Consider the following 25554-nt stretch of genomic DNA (forward strand, 5'->3'; position numbering starts at 1 on the left):
GTGAAGACGCTCAGGCACGGGCGCTGAGCATCCTCCAGAGTTTTCTGCCCCGCTGGCGATTGCGCCGGATCACCCCGCCGATCCGCTCGCCCAGCAATGAGGTCATGGCGGTGGCGCCAGAAAAACCGGGGGCCAGTTCCCGCAGGATTTGCCGGTTGCGCTTGAGCATCAGCAAGGAATTGGCCATGACGTAGTACTCGGTACGCCAGAAACCCTTGCGGGAGCCACCGGTAGACATTCGGGCCGGCAGGTTCACTTGTACTGCGCGGGTATCCAGAATCATGGGGGCGCCCTGCGCCCGCACGCGCAGCAGGAAATCGGTTTCCTCGCGATAGGCGTTGCCCTTGTAGACACTGTCAAAGTCCTGCTTGCGGGCCTGACTGGTTTCAACCATGAAGCAGTTAGGGCACACCGCAATTTCCAGCAGGCGATCAGCCACACAGTCGAAGCGAAAACGCAGATGGCGCAGATCGACCACTTCCAGCGGGGTTTGCACCTTGCGCCGCCGCGCTGCGGCAGCCACCGCTGAAGTTTCGTTGTGGTTCATGTAAACCGATGCCGCACCGGCAACGCTGCCGGGGTGCTGGCGCAGGGTTTCCAGCAGCGCGCCGATTGCGCCCGGTAACAACACAGAGTCGTCATCGCCAAAGTAAACAAAATCACCGCGGGCCTCGGCTTTGCCGCGATTCTTGGCGGCCATCTGCCCCTGGTTACGATCCTGGCGCAAATAGCGGATACGACTGTCGGCCGCCATAAGCCGGGCCATCACTTCCGGGGTGTTATCCGGCGAGCAGTCATCTACCAGGATCAGCTCAATGACGTGGTCCTGCAGATACGTCGGCAAGGTCTGCTCCAGCAGATGCGCACGCTTGTAGCTGGGAATCACGACGCTGACGGTCGGTGCTTGGGCTGACATTGTTAGAATCCCTCTGGTCTGGAAATAAACGTATCCGTCACTGCGCGCTTTCCTGGGGCTGCGGCGTATCACACATCACCTCAGGGTGCGTTATCTGGCTGGGGGCCTCCTGCAAAATGGGCAGAATGTCGGCAATGCGCGCAGGCATGAACAGGCGCCGGGCGCGTTGCCGCGGCAGCGGGGTTGCTTCAGCGGCGGGCGCTTGCAGGGCTTTGAGAATGGACTCGGCGAAGGGCTGCGGCTGGTCTGCCACCTGAAAGCAATCCACCACGGCTTGCGGCAAACCCGCCAAGCCTTTGGGCGTGCTGACAAGGTGGGCCGGGGTGAACAGCATTTCCACGGATTTCACGTTGACGCCACTACCGGCGAACACCGGGTTGATCAATACGCGCGCGCTGCGCAGCACTGGCACTGCGTCCGCCGGGCTTTCGATCAACTGAACGTGCGGCGTACCGGCCAGCAACTCGCGGATCTGTGCGCACGGGCGATTGCCGGCGATGAAAATGCGCAGCTCCGGCCGCTGGCGCAGCAGCAAGGGCACGACCTCCCGGACAAACCAGCTGACCCCGAACACGTTGTTGGGCATGAACAGATTGCCCAGATAGCCCACGTCATACGTGGCCGGCGTGGTCAGCGGTGCGCTCAGCGCGTTGGTCATGCCGGTATCGACCAGCGTCGGCAGCCAGTGGCCGTGACGAAATCCTTGTTGCTGCCACCAGGCCAGGTCATCGACCGAAATATCGAAAAACGCTTGCGCCGTCTGCATCACTTTGAGTTCGAACTGGCGGATGCCCTGGTTGCGCAGCCCCCAATGCAGGTATGCCTTGATGCCCTTTGCACTGGCCAATTGATAGCCGATGTAACGATGCTCGATATTTTGCGAGCGGTAGAACAGCGGCTTGTTCAAGGCGCGGGTGAGCTTGAGCGCCACGTCCCCGCCAAACAGGCCATCCAGCCAGATGGCATCCGGCGCAGCAGCGCGCTCATTGGCCAGCAAAGCCGCAAAGTTCTTGCCTGACAGCGCGCGGGCGCTGGCGCCCCATGGCAACGAGGACAAACTGGCCAGGCGCCAGATCTTGCTGCTTCCACTGTTCTGAAATGGATAAACAGCAACGCTTTCAGCGACTTCGCGCACTTTGGCCACATGCCCGGCCAGTTCGGCATCCTCTGCTGCGGCCTGATGCCAGCACACAATGCGCACCTTCACCCCGGCCGCGTTCAGCGCGCACACCCGCCGCCACATGTCGGCTGTGCCGCCATGGTTAGGGGGATAAGGCAGTTCGCCGCAAATCATGGTCAATCGCATGAACCGTGTCTCGCTGGTATCAATTCAAAGGGGTGAAACGGGTGACAAACCGCGCGGTGGCCGCGGTGCCTTCCAGATAAATACCGGTCCGCGTCCAGGGCTTGACCGAATCGGGCACTGTGCCGACAAACACTCGCTGCAAAGCCGTGCCGGATACGCTGAGGCGATAGTTGTGTGCACCGCATTGCAAGACCGCAGACCAGTTGCCCGGCACGGTGTAAGCCGCCGTGTTCTTCCAGTACGAGAACGCCGTGGAGCCCGGCAAGGCGCCGTCGCCAGCCGTGCCCTCTGCCTTGACCTGGCAGTTGGTGTTGTAGGTCATGCCCAGCCGCGCTTGCGTGGGCTGCTGGCGGGTGATCTCGACCGTGTCGGTCAGCTCGTTACCGCGTACAGAGACCTGGCGCTGGGCCGAGGCATCCTTGCGCCATTCGGGTTGCGCGGCCGCGGCGGTATCGTCGGTCAGGCTGACAAAGCGCCCTTCCGCCGGATACGGCAATTGCCCGTCGCCTTCTTCCAGCGGCACGTTATGCGATGGCCCAAGGCGGAAGTAGCGTGCATGCAAGGGCGAGCCATAACCCACCGTGCCGGGCGAACGCAAAATCCAGTCGTCGCCGTATTGCAGTTGCAGGTTCAGCCCTTCCTGATGCGCGTGCGAGCGTGATTTCTGTCCGTACACCAGCAGCGCATGCCATTGCCCGTTGACCAGCTGGACTGCATCCAGCCCTGGAAAATGCGCGGTTTTGACCACCGGGATGACTTCGGGCTTGCTGGCGGCCGGGGGGGCATCCAGCAAGGTGCTCCAGTCACGGGCTTTGCCAACGTCAGCCAGCGCAACCCAGGTCGGCAACACGCGCCAGGATTGCAACCACAGGGGACGGTTGGGGCTGGGCCGGTTGGGCTGGGTGTCGTTCATCGCCGGGGTCACGCCTGGGCGGAAAGTCAGCTGTGCCGGGGCGATCATCAGATTCTGGGCGCGCCAGAGTACGTCTTTCAACCCGTCGAGCTGATTACGTACCGACGCAGCGGTCAGGACGCATACCAGCGCCTGCACCACGTATTCCTGATAAGACAAAGTGCCTTCAAACCAGAAGTCATCCGGCGATACGCCAGCATCCAGCAGCCCGCGCAGGCCCAGTGGCCCTTGCGTGCCGGCGGCAATCCAGTCCTGTTTGCCAAATTCCATACCGGCGGCGGTCACCGCAGCGGCCTCCCACACCGAAATGTTGTGCACCTGGCGGCGCGACTGCAGTTGCAAATCCACCATCGGTGCAAACAGATTGTTCTGCCAGTCGGTAATCCGGGAGGGCTCCACCCCGCCGCGCAACAAGCGCACGATCTCAATGAGGGCGAACATCTGGACGGATTCATCCAGCGCCTGGCTGAACATGCGCGACTGGCCATTCCAGCTTTGCAGCGGGAACTTCTGATAGTTGCGGGCGTAGATATCCATTTGCGCCGCCGCCCAGTCGCGATACCGCGTATCGCCGTTCAGCTTGTAAAAGCGCGCGGCATCAAGCATGCGATCGACGTTGTACATGCGCGTCAGCGCTACCCAGGCGGCACGCTGTTTCTGGTTGTTGCCCGTGGCCGGCGGAATGGGCGTTGACGGCGTCCAGGTCAGCCAGGCCCCCGTGGCCAGATCAACATAGTCATGGCCCCAGCCCACCGGCTGGGTCGGGTCATCGTGCTGGTCTTTCATCCAGGCGTTGAGCGCATAACGCCGCTGGTTAAGGAAGTCTTGCCAGGCGGGATCGCTGCTCATCAGTTTGCGGGCACGGCCCCAGTCTTCCTGGGCCTGGCGGGCAGGCGCATACGGTCCGCTGCCGGCCTTGACCTCTGCCATGCGTGCGCGCACGGCCTGGTCGTCATCGGCGGCCTGCGCCAGCGCCGGTGCCAGCAGCAGCGCCAGCACGCCATTCACAACGCAACGGTAAACCGGATCAAGCCGCGCCACGTTTCATGCTCCTCACAGTGGACAGCACGGTCAGCAGGCGCTGACGGGCAAACAGCCAGAGCGTGGCGACATACAACAACACGCCGACACTGCCCTTGAACAACAACGCCATCAGGGCCGGCATGCTGGCGCACGGCTCCTTGAGCAGTACCACGCCGGCAGCCATCACCAGCACCGCCAGCGCAAACGGCATGATCCGTTTAAGCAATGCCGGCAACGACAGCCCCAGCGCAGACCGGGTCAGCCAGAAGCTCAGTGGCATGGGCACCAGCAAGGCCAGCACATACCCCTGGACAATCACCTGCAAGGAATAGTGATGGGTGAACCAGATGCTGATCAGTACCGCCAGCGCCTTGACCGAAGAGAGCATCAGCGAATGCGAGGGCTTGCCGCTGGCATTCAGGATGGTGCTGTCGTAGTACTGGGTCGACAGCACCGCGCCGACCAGCGCCAGCGGGAACAGGATGTGTTCACTGCCCGCCCAGCGCGCACCGAACGCCACATGGCACATTTCCGGCGAGAGCACCGCCACCAGAATCCACACCGGCACGGCAAAGAACACGGTCAGCGACACCGCCTGGTAATAGGCTTCGCGCAAACGCACGCGATCTCCGGCAATGCGCGAGAACGCCGGCATGGCAACATCCAGCAAGACCGAGGCCAGCAACTGGGCAAAGATGTAATACAGCTTGGAGCCAACCGAATACATCCCCAGCGCCACCACGCCCATCCAGAACCCGACCGCCAGATCCAGCACCCGGTACGCGCCAAACTCGATCACCCGGACACCCAGAATGTTCAGGCCGAACCGGCTCATCTGCCCCAGACCCGTGAAGTCCAGTTGCCGTGAGGGATACCAGCGCGAACGCCACCACAACATGGCCAGATTGACGACCGCCGCCACCAGCAACTGCGCAACCAGCGCCCATACGCCAAAGCCCAGGCTGGCCAGCACCACGCCTGCCACGCCGCCGGCAATGGTGGACACCAGCCCGCGCATGGCCAGGCGCTTGAACTGAAAGTCACGCCGGAACAATGCCAGCTGGCAAAAACCCAGCGCATTGATCAGCAAGGAAAGGCTGCCGATCTGCAAGATCGAAACCAGCCCCGGGATTTTCATGGCGTGCTCGATCAGCGGCGCCAGCAGCCAGATGCACGCGACGACGACCAGCGACAGCAGGAAATTGACCAGAAACACCGTATTGAGCTGGCCCTGGGTGACATCCGGCCGCTGGACGATCGCGTCACCCAGACCCTGGTCGACAAACAGCTCCAGGAAAGAGAAAACGGCAAAGGCAGCGGCAAACGCACCAATAGAGGCCGGTTCCAGCAAGCGCACCAGCTGGAAATAAATGACAAAGCCCACCAGCCGGCCGCCCCAGTTCCGGATGGCCGACCACATCAGACCGGAACGTACTTTGCCGGCAACGCTCTCTTTGCCCAGCACGGCGACACCGCCATCTACCTGGCTGCTCATGCGCGGGCCCCTTGCCTGAGGGCCGCGAGGGCGGCGTGATCATGAACGGATTCAACACATTGGCACATGGCGATACCCCAGGCTCAGGCAATGATGCGGGAGACCGGCTTGAGCACCTCAAAGCGGTCTATCACTTGTTTGAGCAGCACGGGTAGCAACAGCCCGGCGCAGAACGTCACCAGCAGCAGCACGAACATCCAGTTGCCGGTGTAGGGAAAGAACTTGATGAACACCCCTTTGGCCACGCCGATGAAGATCGTGTTGAAGAGGTAGATCACCATGGAGTTACGGCCAAAGAAGTACAGCAGCTTGTCCTGGCTCAGGAACGGCAACCGCACAAGGCCATGCAGGGCAAACAGGGACAGGCCACCGACCACAAACATGGTGTACGGGCCGTCGTTCATGCTGACCGCCGCTGCCACAAACAGCCCCAGCGCAAGCCAGGTCAGGCGGTCCAGCCAGGCTAGCCATTGCGCGCGGTGCAGCGCCATGGCGCCACCAAACAGAAAGAACACAAAGAAGCGGCAGATGCGATCCAGATACAGGTCATCTGTCAGCGGCACGAAGTGCAGCAAGGCCGCCAGCGCCACCAGCAACACAATGCGCCCGCCAGACACGCGCCAAAGCAGCGGCGTGATCAGCGAATACACAAACAGCACCAGCACATACCAGACCGACAATGCCGGGCTGTCTTCTGTCTGGAAGAACAGGTGGTAGTAGCCGGCCCAGTACCCCTCCGGGCGGTCTTGCACATACATGTAAAAGCCGGCCAGGTATTTGCCGGTAATGATCAGCACGGCAAACAGCACAAAGGGCAGCAGCAAGCGGTTGGCCCGGCGCTTCAGATACTGGCCGAACGCATGGCCCCAGGTGGTCTGCGCGCCGGTCAGGAAGAACACAAAACCGCTCAGGTACATAAAGAACGGCATGTGAAAGTAGTAGATGGTGTGCTTGACCCACTCGTACCATGCCGGCTCTGACAGCGTGTCGTAGCGCAGCAAGTGCCCCAGCACCACCAGAATGATCGCCAGCCCTTTACCCCGCTCGATATCCGGCCAGCGCGTGCTGGCGGCTTCACGGCCCGGGGCATTGGCCAGGATCTGGCCGGGGTACATGGCGGATGCAGATTCCTGGGTCATTGACTGCTGACCTCCGGCTCTGGCTGGCTGCGACCTTGCAGGCCCACGCGCACCGAATGCAGCCAGTCGCGCGGCGCAAAGTCGCCGGTCACCACCATATAAAGGCCCACCGCAATCTTGCGCAAAGCCTGCACCGCAACACCCGGATCGCCCGAGGAACGGGCAATGGCATACAGGCTGCCGGTAAAGTAGCGGGCCCGCAGCGTACGGTTCTTGTCGCGATGTCCGACCAGCGGGGCATCCAGCCACAAGGCGTGCCCCTTGGCCCAGGCCCGTGCCCGCAGGGCGAAATCCAGGTCTTCGCCACCATTGAGCGCGGCACCGACACCAAGCCGCTCATCAAAATAGCGCACGTGTTCGACTACCGACGCCCGCACAAACAGCGTGTTGGATGACGCGTTGACCACAAACGCTTTGGAGCCAGGCCGCCGGGCCAGCGCCAGGCCGCCGGGGCATTCCTTGATGGTGACCGGGCTGGACGCGTAACGGCAAATGATCACGCCCAGTTGCGCATCGCGGGCAAACAGCGTGGCAATGGCGCTGAGCGTACCGTCCGGATACCAGGCATCATCATCGGGAAAACACACGGTGCGGGCCTGCGCGAGCACGCCGTCAGCATGCACTTTGCGCAACATCAGATTACGCGCGGCGGAGAGCGATACCTGGCGACCCACGCGCATCAGTTCGGTATACGCCGGCACTTCCGGCGCGGGGTCGGTCTCCTGGCAGCGTTGCAGCAGCAGGTAATGGCGCACCCGCAGACCGTGTTCGGCCACGCTCTTTTTCACGCTCTCGATCAGCCGTTCCAGCTCGTCGCGGCGACCGCCTTGATAGTCGCAGGTGGTCAGCAGCACAAAATCAAGCGCGGCTTCTTCTGCAGTCCGGATCACAGCGGGAATGGGGGTCATGCTCGGCCTCCGGTCAGTACCGCCAGTACGCGCGGCATCACCACCCGCATGGCACTCCACACGACAAGGCAAATGCCGATCACCAGCGGCGGAATCAGGAAATACAGCAGCAGCGCACCGTCGGCGTCCGGCCGCACCACGTAATAGATCAACTTGCGCACGCCCATCATCAGCGGCTCATGGGCAGCAAACACAAAGAAGCTGGCACCCGCGCCCCACATCAGGCCCTTGAACAAGGCCGACTGCGCCCGAATGTGCCCGACCAGCCAGTAAATGCTGGCCAGGCCGGAGAGGATCATCAGCTGGTGTGGTACGGCGCCCAGCCCCAGGTTATTCACCTCATTGGCAGTCGACACGCAGGCCAGCGCCAGCGTCAGCGCGCTCAGCCACGGGCCCAGGCGGTCCAGCCCGGCAAGGCCGATGCGGTGGTAGGCAATGTAGGCACCGGCGACAAAAAACAGCGGGGGTTCATCAAACGGTGGAATCCCCGGCAACAGCTGCAAAAACCAGGCCGCCAGCATCAGCGCCATCACCACATGGCTGGCATAGCGCAACAGCCAGTACAGCGGCAGCGAGAGCAGCACCATGATCATCAGGTCACGGATAAACCAGAACTGGTAAGCCGCCGGATAGCCGCGCCAGCCGATAAAGGCGTTGAGCCAGTCCATGGCATCAAACTGCGCCACCGGCACGTTCTGTCCGGAGATAAACCCGCTGGCCGCCGGCACGCTTTGCAAAGCGGCATACAGGCCAATCACCAGCAGGTTCCACAAGATGTAGGGCACCAGCAGCGTCGGGACACGCTTCTTGAGGCGTGTGGCATAGCCCTGGAGCGAGCCCTGGAAATTCCAGAAAAACATGTAGCCGGAGATCAGGAAAAAGCCCGGCACGGCCAGACGGCACAATTCCTGCGAGAAAAACTCACGCACCATCCAGGAGGTAGGCGACGAGTACATATTGCCGATGCGAAACGACGACAAACCGACCGTGGTGACAAAGCTGTGGATGTACACCACGGCCACGATGAGCGGAAAGCGCAACAGGGCAAAACGCACCGAGATATCGGCAGGGACCGGCGTCGCGGCGGCGCTGGCTGCCTGCTGGCTCTGGCCGGTCGATGCAGGCATCAACTGGCTGTCAAAGGCACTCATGCATGCCTCCGGTGGCCAAAGCGCAAACGTAGCTGGACGGTTGCATGGTCAGGGTTCTCCCAGGTTCAGTCAGTCGATCCGGACAAACCGGGCTCGTGGCCTGATTTGTCCTCGTTGTTTTTTGTGCTGGCCCCGCCTCCCGGCGGGCCAGGAACTACTCCACCCGTACGTACTCAGCCCGGAACCCGGCGCGCAGCACGCACTCGCGGGTTGCCGTTCAAGGCATGTGGTCCGGCCCAGCCGGTCATGGCAACGGGGGTGTCGTGTTTTTTCTTGCGGATCGGGTCGGCCAGCGCCACCCCGCACAGACCGGCAACCAGGATCATGAAGCAGCTTGTGGCCGTGATCGTGTTGTCGGAATACGAATCCATCATGTACATGGCCACGGTGACGAAGAACGCCAGCCGGTTGCCATTGCGCGGGTCCAGCAGCAGGCGGCCGAAGATGGCCAGGAACAGCGCCAGGAACAGCCCGGCGCCGACATAACCCAGCTCAACCGCCATGCGCAGATATTCGTTGTGGGCCGCCACCGTGCCGGTAAAGTGCGACACCCGCTCCGGGATCAACAAGCCATGGTGACCAAAGCCCACGCCTGTCCAGGAGTAGTGATCCAGCGCCGCCAGCAATGCGTTCCACATCAGTTCGCGCCCGCTGGTGCCCCCATCCTCAAGCCGGGTAATCAATTGCTGGCCAAACAAGGCAAAGAAGCCAGCCAGCACGGCGACGCCGTAGACCACCAGAATCAGCCGCCACACACCGGAACGCAGGCCGGTAAACAGAATGACGCTGACTGCAATCAGGGCAGCCGCCGAAGGCATGCGGGTGGCGGTCAGAATGGTGATCGCCAGGTTGATCCCGGTAAGCACAATGCAGCGGCGATCAAACCCGGTGGTCAGGAACGCCGCGGCCACACTGCCGGCAAACCCGGCGGCGGCCAGAAACGCCGGAATCGAGTTCCCCTGCAAGCGGGTTACGCCGGTGTAGTCGTGCGCCAGCACCGAGCCAATCCCGCCCAGTTGGTACACGCCGCCGAGAACCACCATGCCGATCGGCAATACGGTCAGCGTCCACAGCATCAGCTTGCGCTCGCGCTGGGTTGGCCAGGCGCACATGAAGGACATCACGGCGAAGAACGAGATGATGGCCTGGGCGTAACGGAACCAGGAGAAGTCCGGAAAGTCGGTAAACAGGCCAAATACCCAGGTCACACCGACAATGCCGCCGAACAGCGACAGATTGATCCAGTCCACTTTGCGGGTACGCAAATAGGCAATGCCGGCCAGCAAGAACAGGAAACGCTCGATCGAGTTCAACCCGCCGATGCCCAGCAAGGTACTGAGGTTGACCATCATGAAGCCGTTGGCCAGCAACCAGTAATTGCGAAACCGCTTCCAGGCCCTGTCCGGCTTGGGTCTGGCCTGTTCCTCACGGAACGCCAGCGAAGGCTGCGGGCGCATTTGCCGGATGGCGCTCATGACCGTTGCCCCATCATCATGCGCAGTGCGTCCGGCGTCAGCGACTGGTTCATGGCGTGGATAAACGAATCCTGCATGGCATAGGCGCGGCCGCTATCGGCATCAATGCTGGAGACACGCACCAGCACGCCATCCGGAATCTGGCCTTGCAGGCCGTATTCAATCTGCAGCCATTTGCGATGCGTGGTTTCATTGGCGACGATATCGCCCACCGTGATCCAGTAGGTGATCGGCTCGATCCGCGGGCCGGCCTGGGCCAGCACGCGCTTGACCGGCAACGGCCCGGACGGATTAAGCACGGTGGCATTGGCCCGGTCGGACAGCGCAAAGCCCTGCGCCGAGTAGCAGACTTCCGGGTTATGCAGACGCAAAGAGTCGGTTTGCTGCTTGCCATAGGCAATCGACAACATCAGCGCATAGCCTTGCGGGTTCACGTAAATCCGCGACAGCGTCTGCGAATAAAACTTGTCCAGCACGGCCTGCACGTCGGGCGAAATCACTGCCTTGTCGCCGCCGGGCGTCAGTTGCCATTCGCCAATGCGCTTGGGCAAGGCGCTTTCCAGATCAACGTTCTGGCGGCTGTCCGCCATCAGATGATGCGGCGTGAAGGTAAAGGCCAGCACCGGGCCGGCGGCGATCAGCACAGCCAGCACCACCGGGCGCCATTGCAATGTGGGCAAAGCCAGCGTCATTGCAGACTCCTTTTGGGCGAGTGACGTCCCAGACGCATCAGGATTTCACCCAGAATGCCCACCAGCACCAGCGCCACCACAAACACGGTCAGCCCGGCGGCGGTATGCATGAAACCTTGCCCGGCCGCGTCACCGCGGTAGTAAGTCAGCAATACCAGCGCCATGACCCGGACCACGTTGGCCACGAACGCAATCGGCAACAGTGCAAGAATGATGATCACCCGCTGCCACCAGTGCGGCGGCTGCGTGATATGCACAAACAGAAAGCCCAGCGCCGACAGGCTGAACATGGAGTTCAGACCCGAACACGCGTCAGCCACCAGCAACTGGTACTGGCCGATGTTGAGCACCACGCCGTTGCGGGCGATCGGGTAACCGGCCCAATACAACACGGCCTCGGCCACGTGCGACACCGACTCTTTCAGCCCGCTGGTGATGGCATCGACCACCGGGCCCGGCAACGGCAACAGGTAGAGCATGAAAAACAGCGGAAACCACATCAGCCGCAGGCTCGCCCAGCCTTTTTCCAGCAACAGCCAGCCGGCCACCAGCAAGATGAACGAGCCGGTTTCCAGGAAGTAGATCCCTTGCGAACGCCCAAGCCCGTAACAGAGCGCAAACCCCGCCACCGCCACCCAGCCCAGCCCGACAGTCCGGTCTGGCAGGGCCGCCAGCGCGCCACGCTTGCGCCAGAACAACCACAGCACCAGCAACAAGATGATCGGACCATGTTCCTGATCCGGCGTGGCCCACAGGGTGTTCATCAGCGTGTAGAGCGTAGGCAGCAGTGCACTGGTAAATGCCAGCACAGCCAGTCGGCGTCCGTTGAACAGACCCGGCAGGGCAAATTGCGGAGTAACCGGAATGCGATCCATAAGGCTGGCCTTGTGCGGGGTTTCGCTGGTGTCTCGCAAGGTGCTCAATTGAGCATGACCACGCCGAGGACCGTGGCACCGGTCACCAGCAACTCATCGCGCAGTTGCAACATGGTGCGCACGGACGACTTGTGCCGGCGCGCAACCAGCACTGCCGCGCCGGCGCGGGCCGCCAGCAGCTGCACATCCGCACCATCGGTCAGCGGCGGGCTGTCGATGATGATCACGTCATTGTGTGGACGGGCCTCTTGCAACAGACCACGAAACGCTTGCCGGCTCAAAAGCTCCTGCGGGTTGGGCGGCACGGTGCCAGAAGTCAGCACCGACAAATCGCCCAGTTGCCCCAGATGCTGGATGCACTCGTTACCCGAGCGCCCCGCCAGGATGTCGGCCAGACCATGGCCCGTCCCCAAACGGAACAGTTTTTGCAGGTGCGGCGTACGCAGATTGGCGTCGATCAGCAAGGTGCGCTCGCCCAACTGGGCAAACACCACAGCCAGGTTGGCAGCCACCCAGCTGGAGGCCGATTCGTCATCCACGCTGGCCACGACAAAACAGCGCTCTGCCACGGCGTCTTCACGCAACACCAACTGGCTGCGCAAGTTACGCAGCTGCTCCACCTCGCGGGAGAACGGCTTGTAGGCAGCTACCAGCGACGCGTCATAGGCACCGTCACGCGCATCCAGCCAGGAATAATCAAACTGGCGGGCCACGGCACGGCGGATGTCTTCATCGGTCACATGGCCCAGCTTGATGGCGGCTTCGCCAAAGCGCATGCCGGTCTCCATCTGCACTTCGGTAATCTGGTCAACCTGGGCCTGGGTCAGCTTGCCGTCACTGAGAAGAATCTGGCCAATGCGCGCAGACTGATCCGCGGCTTCGGCGACGATAAGTTCGTTTTTCATGAGCCTGCTCCGTGATTGAGCGTGAGTTTGGCTGTACTGCGCTGCGGCAAGAGTGCGACCTTGCCGTGCTTGGGATTGATGGTGGCCAGCACCGGCAGATTGAGCAGCAGCTCGACATCCACCACAGAGCGCAGGCGACGGTTGGACAGCTCGACGATCACCGCCAGCGCGCCGCCGAACAGCAAGCCCAGGATCACACCCAGCGGAATCAGAAGTTCCGGACGCGGGAACGACGGGCCCAGCGGTTCTGGCGCAGACTTGAGCATGCCGGTATCGCCACGGGTGACACGCGATTGCAGCGAGGTCTCGGTCTGACGACGCAGGGCAGTGTCAAAGGCGTTCTGTGCGCTTTCCACTTCACGCTCCAGAATTTGCGACTGGGCGCGCTGCGTCTTCATCTGCAGCAGTTTGTCCCGCTGTGTTTCCATTTCCTTTTGCTGGTTGGCAAAGCGCGAACTGGCGTTGCTGGCACTGTTCGACAAGCCCTGGCTATAGGTGGCCATGGCCTGGGCCAGTTGCGCCTTGGCTTCGTTCAATTCAGCCAGAGACTGCTGATAAGCCGGGTTGTTGCTGCCTTCCTTGGCGGCCAGCTCCTTGAACTTGGCCTCCAGTTGGGCCACCTGCCCTCTCAGGTTCTGCACCAGCGGATTATTGATCACGTCCGGCTGGTTGTTGTGACCACGGGCTTTGGCCTGGGCGTCCAGCGCCTGGGCCTGGGCCGCTACCATCTGCGCAGACAACTCGGTCAGGCGTTGCGATTCCACATCCAGCTTTTCGTCAGTGGCGATAATCCCGTTCTTTTGCTGGAACAACGCCAGTTTTTGCTGCGCCGTCGCCAGATTGGCCTGCAAGGTCTTGAGCTGCGACTGGAAGAACGCATTGTTCTGTTGTTCCGTGCCCGAATGCAGATCGGTCACCATTTGCACGTACGCCGCTGCAAAGCCGTTGGCCACCAGGGAGGAGAAACGCGGATCTGGCGAGGTGTACTTGATGGTGATGATGTTGCCGTCACGCGCTACCGTCGCCTTGACGTGTTGCAGCAGCTGGTCGGCCAGCCAGTCATCCAGCGTGCCCTTGCCTTGCGTGGCATCCATGTACGACTGTTGCACCTCTCTGTCCTCACCCAGCTTGAGGGCATGGACCACCTTGATCGCCGTGTTGTGGCTTTCAATGATCTTGGCCTGCGTGGACAGATAACCCGGCGCGCTGGTCTGGGCATCGACCTGGCCGCTGACCGGGTCGATCGACCCCACGTCAATGGTCAGGATGGCTTCCGCTGCGTAGCGCGGCGGGAAGAACATCACAATGGCCACCATCATTGCGACCATCACAAAGAGCACCAGCAAGACCAGCCGCTTGCGCGCTTTGAGAATCTGTAAAAGTTGTCCGATCGTCATCGCTCTCTCCCTTCAATGACACTCAGAAAATGCTTTCAGGCACGAAAACGACGTCGTTTTCCTGCAAGAGATCATCAGGCTTGGCATCTTTGCGGGTGACCTTGCCGTCTGCAGTGGTGCGTGTCAGCACCAGGCTGGAGTGCGAGGCGCGCGTGGTATAACCACCGGCCAGCGACAAGGCCTGCATCACCGACATGTTCTGCTCAAGACGGAAACCACCAGCGCGATTGACGTCGCCGTAGACGTACACCATGGCCATGCGCGGCACGTAGATCACGTCGCCGTTCTTGAGCCGGGTTTCCAGCGCCGTTGCGCCATCCCCGCCGGTCACAAGGCGCGGCAGCATGATTTCGGTGCGCTGGTTGTCACGCACCAGGAACACCTTGTCGCCACCATTGGGGGAAATCCCGCCGGCCAGGGCCAGCAGATCCACCACATTGATGGAAGAATCCAGCGGGAAACGTCCCGGGTGATTGACTTCACCAACCACCGAAACCATCTGGCTCTTGTATTGCGAAACCAGAATATTGACGTTGGGCTTCTTGATGAAATCGCCATCCACCAGTTTTTTGGCAATCAGCGCTTCGGCTTCAGAAAAGGTTTTACCCTTGACCGATACCGTACCAATCATGGGATAGGTAATGGTGCCTTCCTGACTGACCTGGATTTCTTTTTCCAGCTCAGGGTGGTCATAAACCGAAATCTTCAATACATCACCCGTGCCCAGGCGATATTCGCCGGCATCAGCGGCTTTAACCTGCATTGCAACAGCCAGCATGCAGAGTGCGAAAAATGTAATCAGTTTTTTCATTTAAGACCCATCCCTGATTTGATATGGTCATTGTCATTTGCCGGTGTTTCTTTTTCGGCAGCCGGGGCGGCCTGCGGCGTTGCAGCTGCAAATTGCTGCACGTATTCCACCTTTGCCGCTTTCTTTAAAGATTCAATTTTCTGCTGCGCCATTTTTGCAGCGCGTTCCTGACGCAAATAAGCCTCAATGGCAGGGGTAGCGTCTTTCAGCGAAATCGGGGCCGGCTCGACGCTATCGACCAGCAACAATATGGCCTGATCGTTCTGCACCATCACCGCCACATCACCCGTTTTGAGTGGCGAGATCATCTTCAGCAATTGTTCCGGCATCTTTTCCGGCGCCGCGCGTTCTTGCGATTCCTTGAACGTCACCCCCGCCCCCCCCAGGAGTGCATGCATGTCCGCGACAGAATGAACAGCATCAAGCTGTTTTTTCAGCGCATCGGTCACTGCCGCAGAAGGAACCAGATAAGAAACCAGCTTGTAAACATTGCGTTTTTCAAACAGCTCCGGCCGCTGCGAATAGAATTTCTGCACATCGTCATCGGTAATCTGCGGGGCAGCACCCACTTCTTTGGCCAGCATGGCCTGGGCCAGAATCTGCCGGCGGGAGAACTCGATGCTGGAGAGCACGCGCGGATCGCGATCAAGCTTGGCTTCCACCGCTTTTTGCACCAGCACGTCCTGGGTCACAAGGCTGTCCAGCGCGCGTTGCTTGGTCTGGTCATCGACCGATTTTTGTGAGGCCAGCACGTAATTGAGCTGGTTAACGGTAATTTCATCCCCATTGACCCGGGCGAGCACCTGGCTGGGTGGCGCCTGCGTATCATTTTTACATCCCGACAAGGCAGCAGCAGCCGCCATTGCCAGCATAAAACTGAAACCAAACCGCTTGTTCATATATCCCCCAGACCCCTCATCAAGTGCGTATTTTTCTAATACGCGTTTTTGTCGCGGATAATCATCATGACCGTAGCCAGAATGATTTTTATATCCAGCCACAATGACCAGTTACGCAAATAATCCAGATCGTATTCAATACGCTTCTGCATTTTTTCCAGTGTTTCGGTCTCACCACGATAGCCATTCACCTGGGCCCAGCCGGTAATACCCGGCTTGACCTTGTAACGCATCATGTAACCCTTGATCAGCTTGCGATACATCTCGTTATGCGCATTGGCGTGCGGACGCGGCCCGACAATACTCATTTTTCCTTCCAGCACATTAATGAATTGCGGCAATTCATCCAGCGAGGTGCGGCGCAAAAAACCGCCAATAGGTGTCAGGCGCGGATCATTGCGGGTGGCCTGCGTGACCGTGCCGGCATTTTCCGAATGCACTTTCATGGAACGGAATTTGTAGACGGTAATGCGCTCGCCATCCGCGCCGTAACGTTGCTGGGTAAAGAACACCGGACCCTTGGAAGTGAGCTTGACGGCGATCGCCACGGCCAGCATCACCGGCCAGATCAACAACAGGATCAACGTGGCCAGCACGATGTCCGAAAAACGTTTGGCCAGACCACGCAGCCCCAGGAACGGGCTTTCGCACACCGCCACCACCGGCATGCCGGCAGCCAGTTCAAAACGCGCCTGGATCAGGTCAAAGACAGAGAAATCCAGCACAAAGAAGATCGACACCGTGCTGTCGTGCATTTCGTCCAGCATCTGCATGACGCGCGGCTGCTTGGTCATGGGCAAAGAGATATACAACTCGTGCACATCATTGTTGCGGATGAACGCCGGCAACTGATCCAGCCCGCCCAGCATTTCCTCTTCTTTCACACCTTCCAGCCGATCCAGCCCGCGATCATCAAAAAACCCCAGAAAGGTCATGTTCTGCAGCGCGCTGTGCTGGATACGGCGGGCCAGTGCCCGGCCCATCTTGTTGGCGCCGATCACCACTACCTTGCGGGTTGCGGCATTGGCCTGGGCGCGGCCTTCCTTGAACAAGAAGCCCACCCGGATCAGCCAGTGCGTTGCCACGAGGCTGACCGGCGCCAGCAGCATCCACGCCAGCACAAAGTTCTGGTCGTAATACACCGACCAGTGGGTCGCCCAGCCAATCATGATTACCAGCGCGCAAATCAGTGCCCAGCCCGTGGTAAAGCGCGCCATGCCCAGCAACGGCCGGGAGTAACCCGGCACAAACAGGAAGGTGCCTTCCAGAATCAGCGCCGACAGCAAAAAGGCGATGACCGCCAGGATGATGACGTAGCCGTCATAAGCCAGATCAAAAGCACGGGCCAGCACCAGCAAGGTGGCCACCACCATGACCGGGTCGATCACCAGCTTGAACAGGCTGGCAATCGGCGCCGCCTTGGAAAACTCTTCAAACCGGTCATTCAGCATGCCGACCGCCGGGGCGTCGATCTCCCGGGCGGAAAAATGCAGCAGGTTGCCACCGCCGCCATGGGTTAGCGGTTGCGCCATTTGCTCTACGTTGGGCGTGCGATTGACAAGTCGTTCCATGGCTTCAACTCCGTGTCCAGGGGGTTTGAACCAATCCACATTGCTTACACACAATCGAAGCAATGTCAGCAAATGCTGATAGATCCCGAATACCAGTGTGAACAGGCCCCCATCAGGAGCCTGTCACGGCGCATCCATCGCTACGGTGGTCAAACCGTCACCATGCAAGCGGGTCGTTGTCATTGTTAGTCCTACAACCCTGAAGGAATAAGGCTTTCATAGGCACGCCTTTCATTCAGGACCATCCGTTGTGCGACGCAACAAGAAACTTCCAGAAAGCTTTTTACATCTGCTTCAGTCAAAAAACAAGTGATTTACTTTCCACGGCTGTTAGTTTATTTCTTACAACCTTAAAGGTGACTTAAGCTAACTTAAAAAAGTATCTGGACTGTTGCGCCAAGTTGCCAGTCGTCGTAAGTGCGTACTTCGACGTTGGAATCACGGTTGGCCCAGGTGGCGTAGAAGGTGGTATTCACGGAGGAACGAGGCTTCCAGGTAGCCCCGAGATAGACGGTTTTGACGTTGTCGTTGTACTCCGCAACGTTCAAAGCGGCTGGATAGTGGTACTTGTCATACGTCAGGGAGGCATTGGTCACGATCTTTTCTGTGGCCTTCCACTCGCCGCCCAGCTGGTAGTGCGATTTGATCGACTCACCGTAAGTACTGCCCGGTGCATTAAGTGCATGCGAATAGCTGAAAGAAATCTTGGTGCGATCAGTGGCATGCCAGTTCAGCTTGGCGTTGGCCTGCCAGTCAGACTGATCTGTGGTATCCGTGTGGATCTTCACGTAACCGTAACTGCCGCCAATGTCAAAACGGGGATCAAACGGATAAAACGCGGTCAGCTGCGTGATCCGTTGGGTATAGTCCTGGTTCACGGTGAAGCCGTTGAAGGTCTGGTCTGAGTAATCCACCGTTTGATAGGTCTCGCCGATCGAGAACACACCGCCGCGGTCTGTGGTGTATTGCACCTTGCCACCGTACTGCGTGTTGTACAGATCCAGCGAGGTTTCCTCGCTATGGCGAACCCGGGCCCGGCTGGCATCCACCACCAGCGCGACACTACTGTTGATCTTGTAGCCAGCCTCTGCGCTGCCGGTAAGCGTGCGCATCAGGTCTTCCTGGTTCAGCAGCACATCGCCAAAGTCCGACAGCACCTTCTGGTCATTGAAACTGGCTGAGCCAAACCAGCTATGACCAATATCGCCGTTCCAGCCCAAGTTGTTGTTCCAGCCGACGTAGTTCAGATCACTGAACGACATATAGCGCGGGGCATAAACGTTGGCGTCCAGCGTGAACTGCTGGCGTGATACGTTGGCAGCAATATGACCGCCCACTTGCGGGGTAATGATGGAATCGCCGCGGTGATCCTTGCCCACCGCCTGCTCGGGGTCCTGCGAGTCGCTCAGGCGAAAAACGTTGCTGTCGTACATGTAGCCCAGCTGCGCATACGTGCTGAGCGAGTCAGTGGGATCATAAGCAGCCGCGCACAGAGCCGAGGCCAGTACAGAACCCAGCGGCAGCAACTTCAGTCTTGTTTTCATTTCAGATCTCCTGGCAGCTTGTATGTGGTCTGCAGCCGTGCTCCTGCGGGTGCAGCCTTACCTCCCCAACCGGCGCACACCCACCTGTCCGGGTGCGCCGGGCACAACTTTGCTTCTTTATAATTTTTTACCACAACCTTTCAAATAATTATTGATTATTTAAACCGGGCTGGGTGCTTGCTGAAAAAGATAACCATGAAATCTGATCGTTTTATGAAAAACCGGTACAGTTTCAGCAGAAAATATCGTGATTTCAGTCACTTGTATGGCCACCCAAAAAAACACGAGCGCAACTCACCTCTTGGGTGTATCCCACAGCACACAAACAAGAGAAAGCCCAGGCAAGCCTTAATCTTTCTGACTGGCAGGCGCATGCAGCGTGAACAGAGCACACTGCAGCGGCAAAATGGAGCAGGAAATACGCTAGGGACGGGCAGCCGCCGTGGCGGGTGCCGGTGCGGGCGTGGCGACAGCTGACACCAGCAGTTCACGCAGTCTGGCTACCGCAGCTTCGTGAGAAAAATGCGGGGTGTAGGCAATGGTCCGCTCGCGCAGCAAAGCGGCATGGTCCGGCTGTTGCATGGCACCGACCACGGATGCGGCGAAATCGGCCTTGCCTTCGGCCACGTCAAACGGTGGCGGGGGTTGCTCCGGAAAGCCGGCAGCGCCATTTCCTGTGGTGATGCAGCCCAGCCCCAGACAGAAGTAATCGACCATCTTGATCTTGATGCCGCTCCCCATCAGCACCGGGTTCACGGCAAAGCTGCAGTGCCGGGTGATCACAGACAGGTCCTCCACGCGGCCATGCAGGGTCACCCCGGGTTGATCACCGCTGAACTCGCCACATACACCACCGGCGACGTCCATGTGCGCATCAGGCACATTGGCGCGCACCACTGGCCAGACGTGCTCCAGAAACCAGCGCAGGCCATCGACGTTGTGATATGCCTTTGAACCCAGATAGAAAATACGGTGCGGCTCGCGCTCATGCGCGCCCGATTGCAACTGCACCCGCCCGGCATTGGCCACGACCGGCAAAATGGTGCGCACACCGGCAGCGGGCGCCATGGCGGCCAGCTCCGTCGCATCGTGCGGGTTGATGGCGATGATGGCATCAAACGTGGCAACCCGTTGCGCCTCCAGGTCGGCCTCGACCGCCGGGCGCGGCATAAAGCCATTGGCCCGGAACGACGCGCACCGCTGATGAAAGACATCGTGGGCAATCAGCACCTTGTTGCGCGCTTGCGGAATGGCGCGCAGCGCGTCGGCCCGGAAAATGGTATCGATCAGCAGCAAATCCACCGGCACTGGCGGCAAGCTCTGACCAATGCGTACCACTTCAGCCTCTGACAAAAAGCGGCCAATCCACGCCACCTTGTCTGCCGCCCCCTTGCGCACCTTCAAGCCCAGCCGGTTCTTGAGCCAGCGCGCTGCGGCACTCAGCGACAATGGCAACAGCCAGCGCCCCACCGGGCGAGCGTGCAGATAGCTCACGGTGCAAGGCAGCTCAGGCTCCACCCGCTCCCCCGCCACGTTCAGGCCGGTCACGATGAGATGCAGCCGGTAGCCCAGCGCGGCCACCGCCCGCAAGACGGTCATGTTGTAGCTGCCGGGGCCGTTTTCGCCAGAGCGGGGCAAGGCTTCGCACACCAGCACGGCCAAAGGGGCGCCATCGTGGCGGACAAGATCCGGGACGGTCACTGAGGGGCTTTCCTGTCTGTAGGCGCAATACTGATTCGCTATTCAGAATCGGTCTCAACGCTTTCTATAAATGAATACAAATAGAAAGATACAGTCAGAATTTAGTACAGGCAATGCATGTGTGCGGTGCAACACAAAACCGGCCGATCACACGGCAAAGATCAACTGCGCTTGTGTGGCAGCGGAAACCGGCCTCCTGACCGCGACCGGGCTGGCCGCGCTTTCCAGCCAGGCAACAAAAAGGCAACTCGCCGCCAGGGCGCGGCGCGTATGAAAAAACCCCGCCAGGTCTGCACCTGTGCGGGGTTTTTGTGGTCATGCGTGACATGACGAAGATTCTGGTGGGCCCCCCGGGAGTCGAACCCGGCACCAACGGATTATGCTTACCAGCTACGGCTTTCGCCGCCCCTTTCGGGTTTGTGGTCTGGACTGTCTCTTGTCTTTACGACCTGCCCGTACAGTCTCTACACGTTCCCGCCGCTTGCATCGCGACAGGCTTCGCTCGGGATTACCACGGTGCGATCCGGCAACACCAGAGGCTTCCCCGAATTTGAGCAGTTCTACCAGGGGGCAGAGTTAACTTGCCCCAAGGCAACCCATGCGATGCGCTCCGTACCTTGTGGGCCGCAGGAGCGCCATCCTTCAAGTCCGCTGCTCTAACCAGGCATGAGCTAGAGGCCCTCTATCAAACAAACTCCCGGTCAGTGACCCGACCGGGAGGCGTGATATTACGGCTCGTTGCTCACACTTTCAAGGAAACTCTTCAGGCGTTCCGAACGGGTCGGGTGACGCAGCTTTCTGAGTGCCTTGGCTTCGATCTGACGAATCCGTTCACGGGTCACGTCGAACTGCTTGCCCACTTCTTCCAGCGTGTGGTCCGTGCTCATGTCGATACCGAAACGCATGCGCAGCACTTTGGCTTCACGCGGGGTCAGGGTGTCGAGCACTTCACGCGTGGCTTCACGCAGGCCGGCGTAGACCGCAGCTTCTGCCGGCGCCACGGTTACCGAGTCTTCAATGAAATCACCGAGGTGCGAATCATCATCATCACCGATCGGGGTTTCCATGGAGATCGGCTCTTTGGCGATCTTCAGAATCTTGCGAATCTTGTCTTCCGGCATTTCCATGCGGCCGGCCAGTTCTTCCGGCGTCGGCTCCAGACCGGTTTCCTGCAGGATCTGGCGCTGGATACGGTTCATCTTGTTGATCGTTTCGATCATGTGAACCGGAATCCGGATGGTGCGCGCCTGATCCGCGATAGAACGCGTAATGGCCTGACGGATCCACCACGTTGCATACGTGGAGAACTTGTAACCGCGACGGTATTCGAACTTGTCCACGGCCTTCATCAGGCCGATGTTGCCTTCCTGGATCAGATCGAGGAACTGCAGGCCACGGTTGGTGTACTTCTTGGCAATCGAGATCACCAGACGCAGGTTGGCTTCGATCATTTCGCGCTTGGCGCGGCGAGCCTTGGCTTCACCCGTCGACATCTGACGGTTGATTTCCTTGAGCTCCTTGATCGGCAGCATGGCCAGTTCTTGCAATTCCTTGAGCTTGCCCTGCTTTTCCATGATGGCGTGCTGATAGCGCTCCAGCACTTCGGCATATGCCTGGCCGGAAGACAGCTCTTCAATCACCCATTCCAGATCGGTTTCGCGACCCGGGAATGTCTTGATGAAGTGCTCGCGCGGCATGCGCACCTTCTGGGTACACAGGTCCATGATTTCGCGCTCGAAACCGCGAATTTCATCAACCATGGTCCGCAGATGGTCACAGAGGGCTTCGACCTGACGGGCAGAGAAGCGGATGTTCTGGAATTCATCAGAGATGACTTGTTGCGCTTCCAGGTAACCCTTGCTTTGCACGCCGTCTTTCTGCAAGGACGCCACCATGCGGGCATAAGCAGCACGCACCAGCTCAAAGCGCTCGCGCGCTTGTTCCTTGAGGAGTTCCAGGTTGGCGCTGGAGATGGCTGCGCCATCTTCACCTTCTTCGCCTTCCTCGGTCTCTTCGTCGTCTTCCAGCTCTTCTTCTTCGGCCACTTCAACCGGCGGCTGCTCTTCTTCCTCAACCGCGTTGGGGTCGATAAAGCCGTCGATGATGTCGTCGATGCGGATTTCGTCGTTCAGGCCCTTGTCCACCAGCTCCAGAATCTGGGTGATGGTGGTCGGGCAGGCCGAAATCGCCTGGATCATGTGCTTGAGGCCATCTTCGATCCGCTTGGCGATTTCAATTTCGCCTTCGCGGGTCAGAAGTTCCACCGTCCCCATTTCGCGCATGTACATCCGCACGGGGTCGGTAGTGCGACCGAATTCGGAGTCGACGGAGGAAAGTGCCGCTTCGGCTTCTTCCACTGCGTCGTCGTCCGCAACGGCCGGCGTGGCATCGGACATCAGCAGGTCTTCGGCATCGGGTGCCTCGTCATAGACCTGAATGCCCATGTTGCTGATCATGCTGATCACGCCCTCGATCTGCTCGGCATCGAGCATGTCTTCAGGCAAGTGGTCGTTAATTTCAGCGTATGTAAGATAACCGCGCTCTTTACCGAGCACGATCAGGGACTTGAACTTGGCCTTTCGGGCTTCAGGATCAAGGGGTTCATCGTCGCTTTCCCGTCCGTTTGCGCGGAAATCGGTGCGTTCGGTGTCTTCTTTATCGAATTCGTGTTCTGCCGCCATGACTCGTGAGACTCAGAAAGATTCGGAAAAACCGAGGATTATATCAGATAACCCTCTGATCCACATGGGTTCAGAAGATTCATTTTCCAATTGTTCCAATCTGAACATTTCAGACTGGGCTTATTGCGCAATGGTATATGCACAACATGTCAGTTAGCCGAGGAGCGAGACTGGATCAACAGCATCATGTATTCCTGCCTTTCAGCATCGGAGAGCCCGCCATGGGCCTGCCTGTGTTCCAGTTCTGCCTTTCGGTTCAGTGTAGCCGCGCGCACCAGACTTTGCCCGGCCGCTGCCAGCGAATTCACAAACTCCGACTGGCGTTCTTCCGGCGGCCAGCGGTCAAACTTTTCAGTGCCTTTTGCGGCCAGCCCGGCCAGCCGCGTGTAGTGCTCTGATTCCCGCCACAACTCCAGCAATTGCGAGGAGTTCATGCGGGCGCCATGCTGGCGGGCCGACTTGAGGACATCAAGCAACAGATCGTCACCATTGTCCGGCCAGCCCAGCCATACCGGCTCGACACCCGTTGCCAGGGCCGGCTCGTACAACACCAGCTGCAACAACCCTTGCACCATGTCCGGCTGCACGCGTGGCGGCAAGAACGGGCGCTCATCGTCATCATTGCGCCATTTCGAGCCTTTACGCTTACCCTTCCAGGCCCCATCCTGGCGCCGCTTGAAACGCGGTTGCCCGCCACCATACTGCGGGGCATCGCCCGCATTTTCATAGCTTTGCACCGGCTGCCAGCCCTCATCTTGCGGCATGGGTGCGTAACCGGACTGCGGCGGATAATGGTGGTCGTGCTGCTGTTGCTGCGCACCACCGCTACCACCCTGCCCTGTACTCAATATGGGTTCAAGTTCCGAGAGTTCCAGTTGGCATAATTGCGCAAGGCGTTTTTTCACCATGAGCGCATAGGCCGGCGCGTGCACTTTGGCCAGCAAAGGCTTGGCCAGATGAACCAGTTTGGCACGCCCTTCTTCAGTGTCCAGTTCTACTTGTGCGGAAAGTTCACGAAGCAGAAATTGCGCCAGCGGTACAGCATCCTGGGTCACAACTTCTTCAAAACGCTCGCGTCCGAATTCCTGCACATAGCTGTCCGGATCGTGTTCTTCCGGCAAAAACAGAAACGCCAGGCGCTTGCCGTCCACCAGATATTCCAGACTGTTTTCCAGCGCCCGCCATGCCGCATTGCGGCCGGCTTTGTCACCGTCAAAACAGAACACCACTTCGTCAGCCAGCTTGAGCAGCTTTTGCACGTGATGCGGCGTACACGCCGTACCCAGTGTCGCCACCGCATACTCCACGCCGTGTTGCGCCAGCATCACGACGTCCATGTAACCTTCAACCACCAGCACCCGGCCATTGGCCCGGATGGCGGCGCGCGCCTGCGTCAGCCCGTAAAGCTCGCGGCCTTTCTCAAAAACCGGCGTTTCCGGACTATTGAGGTACTTGGGCTTGGCATCACCCATCACCCGGCCACCAAAGCCGATCACGGAGCCACGCTGGTTCAGGATGGGAAACATCACCCGGTCGCGAAAGCGGTCGTAACGGCGATGATTCTCTTCGTCCTCACCGATCAAACCGGCGTCGGCCAGCAACTTGTTCCAGTCGTAGTCTTCAAAAACCTGCTTGAGCGCCTGCCCGGCCGGGGCGTAACCCAGGCCGAAATGCGCCGCTGTCTTGCCATCCAGCCCGCGTCCTTTCAGATACGCAATGGCCTGGGGCGCGCTCTTGAGTTGCTGGCGGTAATAATCACTCGCCGTCTTGAGCACGTCATAAATACCAGGCTCACCCTTGGGCTCGATGGCCGCCGCTTCCTGCGGCACTTGCAGGCCGACCGATTCGGCCAGCTTGCGTACGGCCTCCGGAAACGACAGCCCTTCGTATTCCATGACAAAGTTCACCGCCGAACCGTGCGCACCACAGCCAAAGCAGTGATAAAACTGCTTGGTCGGGCTCACCGTGAACGAGGGCGATTTTTCTTTATGGAACGGGCAGCAGGCAGAGTAATTCTGGCCGGCTTTTTTCAGCGGCAGATAGCGCTCGACCACGTCGACAACGTCAACGCGGTTGAGCAGATCCTGAATGAACGACTCTGGAATACGGGCCATCGGCGTGCCAGACAAGGGCACTGAAGCGCCATCAAAAG

19 protein-coding genes are annotated in these 25554 nt (G+C 59.6%); all 19 read right to left on the minus strand.

Annotation, left to right across the window (positions count from 1 at the left end):
• Positions 1-10: 10 nt before the first annotated feature.
• The 19 genes from IEX57_RS08875 to dnaG all read right to left on the minus strand — a co-directional run bounded on the left by IEX57_RS08875 (position 11) and on the right by dnaG (position 25516).
• Positions 11-916 carry a glycosyltransferase family 2 protein gene (locus tag IEX57_RS08875; protein ID WP_188703914.1) on the minus strand — a complete coding sequence of 302 codons (906 nt, stop codon included), beginning with the start codon at positions 914-916 and terminating at the stop codon, positions 11-13.
• Between the two features lie 37 nt (positions 917-953).
• The gene (locus tag IEX57_RS08880; protein ID WP_188703915.1) at positions 954-2222 is read right to left on the minus strand and encodes a glycosyltransferase; all 1269 of its coding nucleotides are present in this window, start codon (positions 2220-2222) and stop codon (positions 954-956) included.
• 19 nt (positions 2223-2241) lie between these two features.
• On the minus strand, positions 2242-4176 hold the full coding sequence (locus tag IEX57_RS08885) for a heparinase II/III family protein (RefSeq protein WP_188703916.1): 1935 nt from the start codon (positions 4174-4176) through the stop codon (positions 2242-2244).
• The gene (locus tag IEX57_RS08890) at positions 4163-5653 is read right to left on the minus strand and encodes a lipopolysaccharide biosynthesis protein (protein ID WP_188703917.1); all 1491 of its coding nucleotides are present in this window, start codon (positions 5651-5653) and stop codon (positions 4163-4165) included. Before IEX57_RS08890 ends, IEX57_RS08885 begins: the two co-directional genes overlap by 14 nt.
• An 83-nt stretch (positions 5654-5736) precedes the next feature.
• Positions 5737-6792, minus strand: a complete 1056-nt coding sequence (locus IEX57_RS08895) for an acyltransferase family protein (RefSeq protein ID WP_188703918.1) — start codon at positions 6790-6792, stop codon at positions 5737-5739.
• Positions 6789-7700: a glycosyltransferase family 2 protein gene (locus IEX57_RS08900; protein WP_188703919.1), complete on the minus strand. Its 912-nt coding sequence runs from the start codon at positions 7698-7700 to the stop codon at positions 6789-6791. The genes IEX57_RS08895 and IEX57_RS08900 overlap by 4 nt, the downstream gene beginning before the upstream one ends.
• The gene (locus IEX57_RS08905; RefSeq protein ID WP_188703920.1) at positions 7697-8851 is read right to left on the minus strand and encodes an acyltransferase family protein; all 1155 of its coding nucleotides are present in this window, start codon (positions 8849-8851) and stop codon (positions 7697-7699) included. The genes IEX57_RS08900 and IEX57_RS08905 overlap by 4 nt, the downstream gene beginning before the upstream one ends.
• Before the next feature lie 173 nt (positions 8852-9024).
• A complete protein-coding gene (locus IEX57_RS08910; RefSeq protein WP_188703921.1) occupies positions 9025-10326 on the minus strand; it encodes an O-antigen ligase family protein in 1302 nt (433 codons plus the stop codon).
• Positions 10323-11018, minus strand: a complete 696-nt coding sequence (gene epsI, locus IEX57_RS08915) for an exosortase-associated protein EpsI, B-type (RefSeq protein WP_188703922.1) — start codon at positions 11016-11018, stop codon at positions 10323-10325. The genes IEX57_RS08910 and epsI overlap by 4 nt, the downstream gene beginning before the upstream one ends.
• Positions 11015-11941, minus strand: coding sequence for an exosortase B (gene xrtB, locus IEX57_RS08920; protein WP_188703923.1), 927 nt, complete (start codon positions 11939-11941; stop codon positions 11015-11017). The genes epsI and xrtB overlap by 4 nt, the downstream gene beginning before the upstream one ends.
• On the minus strand, positions 11938-12798 hold the full coding sequence (gene epsG, locus IEX57_RS08925; RefSeq protein ID WP_188703924.1) for a chain length determinant protein tyrosine kinase EpsG: 861 nt from the start codon (positions 12796-12798) through the stop codon (positions 11938-11940). Before epsG ends, xrtB begins: the two co-directional genes overlap by 4 nt.
• Entirely contained in the window at positions 12795-14195 is a 1401-nt protein-coding gene (gene epsF, locus IEX57_RS08930; protein ID WP_188703925.1) for a chain length determinant protein EpsF, read from the minus strand. Before epsF ends, epsG begins: the two co-directional genes overlap by 4 nt.
• 22 nt (positions 14196-14217) lie before the next feature.
• A complete protein-coding gene (locus IEX57_RS08935) occupies positions 14218-14958 on the minus strand; it encodes a polysaccharide biosynthesis/export family protein (protein ID WP_188703926.1) in 741 nt (246 codons plus the stop codon).
• A 44-nt stretch (positions 14959-15002) separates the two neighbouring features.
• Positions 15003-16007, minus strand: coding sequence for an EpsD family peptidyl-prolyl cis-trans isomerase (locus IEX57_RS08940; RefSeq protein ID WP_188703928.1), 1005 nt, complete (start codon positions 16005-16007; stop codon positions 15003-15005).
• Complete coding sequence (locus tag IEX57_RS08945) at positions 15941-17476, minus strand: undecaprenyl-phosphate glucose phosphotransferase (RefSeq protein ID WP_229708928.1); 1536 nt, start codon at positions 17474-17476, stop codon at positions 15941-15943. Before IEX57_RS08945 ends, IEX57_RS08940 begins: the two co-directional genes overlap by 67 nt.
• Positions 17477-17847: 371 nt before the next feature.
• Positions 17848-19020 carry an outer membrane beta-barrel protein gene (locus tag IEX57_RS08950; protein WP_188703931.1) on the minus strand — a complete coding sequence of 391 codons (1173 nt, stop codon included), beginning with the start codon at positions 19018-19020 and terminating at the stop codon, positions 17848-17850.
• Positions 19021-19443: 423 nt separating this feature from the next.
• Complete coding sequence (locus IEX57_RS08955) at positions 19444-20721, minus strand: glycosyltransferase (RefSeq protein ID WP_188703933.1); 1278 nt, start codon at positions 20719-20721, stop codon at positions 19444-19446.
• Positions 20722-21449: 728 nt separating this feature from the next.
• The gene (rpoD, locus tag IEX57_RS08960; protein WP_188703934.1) at positions 21450-23402 is read right to left on the minus strand and encodes an RNA polymerase sigma factor RpoD; all 1953 of its coding nucleotides are present in this window, start codon (positions 23400-23402) and stop codon (positions 21450-21452) included.
• Positions 23403-23551: 149 nt separating this feature from the next.
• A complete protein-coding gene (dnaG, locus tag IEX57_RS08965; RefSeq protein WP_188703936.1) occupies positions 23552-25516 on the minus strand; it encodes a DNA primase in 1965 nt (654 codons plus the stop codon).
• Positions 25517-25554 lie beyond the last annotated feature (38 nt).

The sequence above is a fragment of the Silvimonas iriomotensis genome, from assembly GCF_014645535.1.
GTDB lineage: Bacteria > Pseudomonadota > Gammaproteobacteria > Burkholderiales > Chitinibacteraceae > Silvimonas > Silvimonas iriomotensis.

Bases quoted from the DNA above. Each gene is read 5' to 3' on its own strand.
- IEX57_RS08875 (WP_188703914.1), bottom strand. From the start codon at position 916: ATGTCAGCCCAAGCACCGACCGTCAGCGTCGTGATTCCCAGCTACAAG.
- IEX57_RS08880 (WP_188703915.1), bottom strand. From the start codon at position 2,222: ATGCGATTGACCATGATTTGCGGCGAACTGCCTTATCCCCCTAACCAT.
- IEX57_RS08890 (WP_188703917.1), bottom strand. From the start codon at position 5,653: ATGAGCAGCCAGGTAGATGGCGGTGTCGCCGTGCTGGGCAAAGAGAGC.
- IEX57_RS08895 (WP_188703918.1), bottom strand. From the start codon at position 6,792: ATGACCCAGGAATCTGCATCCGCCATGTACCCCGGCCAGATCCTGGCC.
- IEX57_RS08900 (WP_188703919.1), bottom strand. From the start codon at position 7,700: ATGACCCCCATTCCCGCTGTGATCCGGACTGCAGAAGAAGCCGCGCTT.
- IEX57_RS08905 (WP_188703920.1), bottom strand. From the start codon at position 8,851: ATGAGTGCCTTTGACAGCCAGTTGATGCCTGCATCGACCGGCCAGAGC.
- IEX57_RS08910 (WP_188703921.1), bottom strand. From the start codon at position 10,326: ATGAGCGCCATCCGGCAAATGCGCCCGCAGCCTTCGCTGGCGTTCCGT.
- epsI (WP_188703922.1), bottom strand. From the start codon at position 11,018: ATGACGCTGGCTTTGCCCACATTGCAATGGCGCCCGGTGGTGCTGGCT.
- epsG (WP_188703924.1), bottom strand. From the start codon at position 12,798: ATGAAAAACGAACTTATCGTCGCCGAAGCCGCGGATCAGTCTGCGCGC.
- epsF (WP_188703925.1), bottom strand. From the start codon at position 14,195: ATGACGATCGGACAACTTTTACAGATTCTCAAAGCGCGCAAGCGGCTG.
- IEX57_RS08935 (WP_188703926.1), bottom strand. From the start codon at position 14,958: ATGCAGGTTAAAGCCGCTGATGCCGGCGAATATCGCCTGGGCACGGGT.
- IEX57_RS08945 (WP_229708928.1), bottom strand. From the start codon at position 17,476: ATGGAACGACTTGTCAATCGCACGCCCAACGTAGAGCAAATGGCGCAA.
- IEX57_RS08950 (WP_188703931.1), bottom strand. From the start codon at position 19,020: ATGAAAACAAGACTGAAGTTGCTGCCGCTGGGTTCTGTACTGGCCTCG.
- rpoD (WP_188703934.1), bottom strand. From the start codon at position 23,402: ATGGCGGCAGAACACGAATTCGATAAAGAAGACACCGAACGCACCGAT.
- dnaG (WP_188703936.1), bottom strand. From the start codon at position 25,516: ATGGCCCGTATTCCAGAGTCGTTCATTCAGGATCTGCTCAACCGCGTT.